This is a genomic window from Mesorhizobium sp. IMUNJ 23232 (assembly GCF_044326205.1).
Taxonomy (GTDB): domain Bacteria; phylum Pseudomonadota; class Alphaproteobacteria; order Rhizobiales; family Rhizobiaceae; genus Kumtagia.
In genome coordinates this window covers 1-2,921 of the sequence record NZ_JBIRCY010000145.1, presented here as the reverse complement: position 1 = coordinate 2,921, position 2,921 = coordinate 1, and the positions used below count along the sequence as shown (strand labels likewise).

At 56.9% G+C, this 2,921-nt stretch carries 4 protein-coding genes and 1 pseudogene; all 5 read right to left on the bottom strand.

Annotated features, from left to right (window positions below; translation table 11 throughout):
- Positions 1-450 precede the first annotated feature (450 nt).
- Positions 451-1,407, bottom strand: a complete 957-nt coding sequence (locus ACH196_RS37885) for a hypothetical protein (RefSeq protein WP_396651955.1) — start codon at positions 1,405-1,407, stop codon at positions 451-453.
- Between the two features lie 518 nt (positions 1,408-1,925).
- Positions 1,926-2,120, bottom strand: coding sequence for a hypothetical protein (locus ACH196_RS37880; protein ID WP_396651954.1), 195 nt, complete (start codon positions 2,118-2,120; stop codon positions 1,926-1,928).
- Positions 2,117-2,320 carry a hypothetical protein gene (locus ACH196_RS37875; protein ID WP_396651953.1) on the bottom strand — a complete coding sequence of 68 codons (204 nt, stop codon included), beginning with the start codon at positions 2,318-2,320 and terminating at the stop codon, positions 2,117-2,119. Before ACH196_RS37875 ends, ACH196_RS37880 begins: the two co-directional genes overlap by 4 nt.
- Positions 2,301-2,726, bottom strand: a complete 426-nt coding sequence (locus tag ACH196_RS37870) for a hypothetical protein (RefSeq protein WP_396651952.1) — start codon at positions 2,724-2,726, stop codon at positions 2,301-2,303. Before ACH196_RS37870 ends, ACH196_RS37875 begins: the two co-directional genes overlap by 20 nt.
- Before the next feature lie 86 nt (positions 2,727-2,812).
- Positions 2,813-2,921, bottom strand: a pseudogene (locus tag ACH196_RS37865) (IS5/IS1182 family transposase); the annotation flags it as partial.

Genomic DNA, 2,921 nt, shown 5'->3' with positions numbered 1-2,921 from the left:
CGCCGATGTGCTCGCCCGTATCGCCGACACGCCACAGAACCGGCTGGCTGAACTTCTGCCGTGGAACTGGCGCCGATCCACCGCCACGGCGAAAGCAGCCTGACCGCGGCCCTCACCGCACGGTTACCCCATTCCTCATCGGTCAGATCGCTCGGATAACGCAGATGATCACGGTTGTAGCGAGCCCGGTTCTCGGCGGTCCACATCGGCGCATTCCTTCTCGAATCATGCCGAACAAGGAATCACAACCGATCCAAAACCAGAAACTCAAAATCCGACAACCGATTCTGCCCGCTCACAAAGTCCCCGGACGGACACTAAGAGTCGCGAACGACATTAAGGCATGGTGGCCCGGCACTATCTCAAGGTGCGAGACGGCGACGCCGCAAACACCATCCTCCGCAGCTTGCGGAATTGCTAGAAATAACCGCCTGATAATAACGCGGCGGTTCAGGCAACCACTACTGCCTTGGCTGTTGCCACCGGCTTCTCTTTCTGCCTTGATATGGCTGGACAATTGGCAAATGTTATTTCTTTGATTTTGGCGCCTGTATGCATCGCCACCTCGTCAAGCAACAATTGATCGAAATACCAGGATTTTTGCGAGTTGGGCTTGAACAGATGGTCAATGTAATTTGCCATCAACAAAGCGGTTTCCAGACCGCGAATCGTGTCGTTCAGATAAATATAACCCGCGTTGATCGAGAGCCATGGGAGCAAACCACGCCACTTCGTGTACTTAACGGCAAAGTCTGCCCCGCCCCACATCGGACGGACATCTTCCGGCTTGCGGGTGAACACGTTGTCGATGTCGCTGATATAAAGGGGTCCGAGAGTTCGGAGGAAATCATAAGCCCGCAGCATCCGCACTGTGGCGAAGTAGGTCTTGTCTCCTGAATGCGGATATGTCTCGTGGGTGACAGATATTCCACCCCGCCGATTGAGGCGATTCAAAACGGCGTCGCATTGTTCTGTCCAGTTAACCACATGGAAATGGACCGGAGTGGTAGAATCATTTAGCCCCAGCAGGAAGGATTCGGCGAAGTGCACGAAATACCTGTTGTTGGCGGCACATAGCACCGTCAAATCGGAATGCTTCCCCGGCACTACCCATGTGATCGGCGATCGCCAATCGGCCGGGCGGGAACGCGGCCGCAGCCATGGCGGGCGCCGTTCCCATTTCCTGACAGTTTCACAACCCCTGAGTGCAGAGAACCACGGCGCTGGAAGCTTCTTTGCGGCCAGGAACTTTCCGTAGGCAGCGGCGCGGTCGCCCAAGCTCATGTCGAGCGCACCGGACATCACGAGATGCGTCTTGGTGCCGGACAGATGATCGAGCGCCGAAAGCGCTTCGTCCATTGCCCTTTGCGCGTCACCCCTTATCATGCGGACGACGACATCGAGCATTGATCCGAGTATCGCCTCGGCACGCGGGGTTGTTTCGGTTGCCCCGCGCAGGGCGTCGACGATGTCATCGAAGACGGTTCGACAGCCCGCGGCGGTTCGAGAGTTCGCAGCGGCCCACTGGCGGAGTTGGTTATCCGTTAGGGTGTACAGACTGGTCATGTCGAAATGTGTATGAAAGTGTCTCACGCATTGCAACGGATGAGTGCGACTTTTCGGCAATTGACGCCGGCGCGGCTCAAAGCGTAGCGCGCACCGGATTGCAGCTAGTGGGCGCTCTCGAAAGCTGGAATGCCGCACTCGGCCCGCAAATCGTTCCAATCTTCCGGGTGCGCGGCAAACGCCTCCTCCAATAGGTAAACGCCATCGCCTTGCGCGTAGCGTTCGCAGCCGATAGCCAAGCGAAGCATCGCCTTTACGCCTTCGTCAAAATAAAGCGATCCCGGCACCATAAGGGAAGTGCGTTGAAAAGGGCTTTGCCTGACTGGTTCGGCTTAAGCGAACCAAGCCACGCGACAAGATCAGTCAATGCGAACGCGTCCAACAATAGCCGGCTCGACGCGAGTTTTACCGAACAAAGTTATATCCATTTGATCAACACGGATCGCAATGGGGTTGATCCGTTTCGTCCGGCTCACACGCTGAAAACCGAATATCGTCGCGTCACTGCGGATGCAGACATAGGTACCAGTACGGAGGTCATAGACCAGCGTCATCGCATCACCCTTCGACCACACGTCGCAGCGGCGTCGGCGTCCATTCCCGCAAGCCCGCCTGTGAATTGTCCAAGCCAGCGCTGAAAAGCAGCAAGCTGGCTTTCGGTAAGCACGGAAAGGTCAACGATGCCGCGTCGCTTCGCAAGCCGTTCGATCGAAGCTACCCGCCGAAAAAGATCATTAAGCGCGGCGATGGTCATTTATGGACGCCTCCAAAGCCTCCAAGCGTGAGCGCAATTCGTCTATGCTCGCGATGCCCGCTAACCTTTCAATCGCGGTAGCCAAATCTTTCGCCTCTGTGATCGTGAGTTCTCCCGCCGCAAGCATTTCGCTCACAGTGGCCGCGCTGGCGTCGGGCACGTCGATCGGGCGACCTTTCGGCAAAACGCGGTCAAGTACGAAAATAACGGCGTCCCAATCACCCGCCGCGAGTTTTTGGCGAAGGATGGCAATTGCGCTGTCCTTCATGCCGCGAATTTCCGTCAACGCGGCGTTGCTCACCTTATTGCGGCTTCCCGGCACTCTTCCGGGGTTGCCTCTCGCGAAGCGGCCACTTGCGTCATGGAAGGGCACAACCGCAGACGGCCGTTGATCAACGTCGGTCATTTCGTCAAATCCATTCCACGCGGCAACCTTGTGACGAAGCCCAAGCCGCCAAACGCGCCGTATCTGTCAGAGTCAGTCCGGTAACTTTATGATGGATTACAAAGTCTTCTGATCATGAGGCGGATGGAGGCGAGCTTTAGGAAAGCGAGTGCCCTGGCGTTGAGGCATTCCCAGTCCTTGGCCAGGCGCCGACAG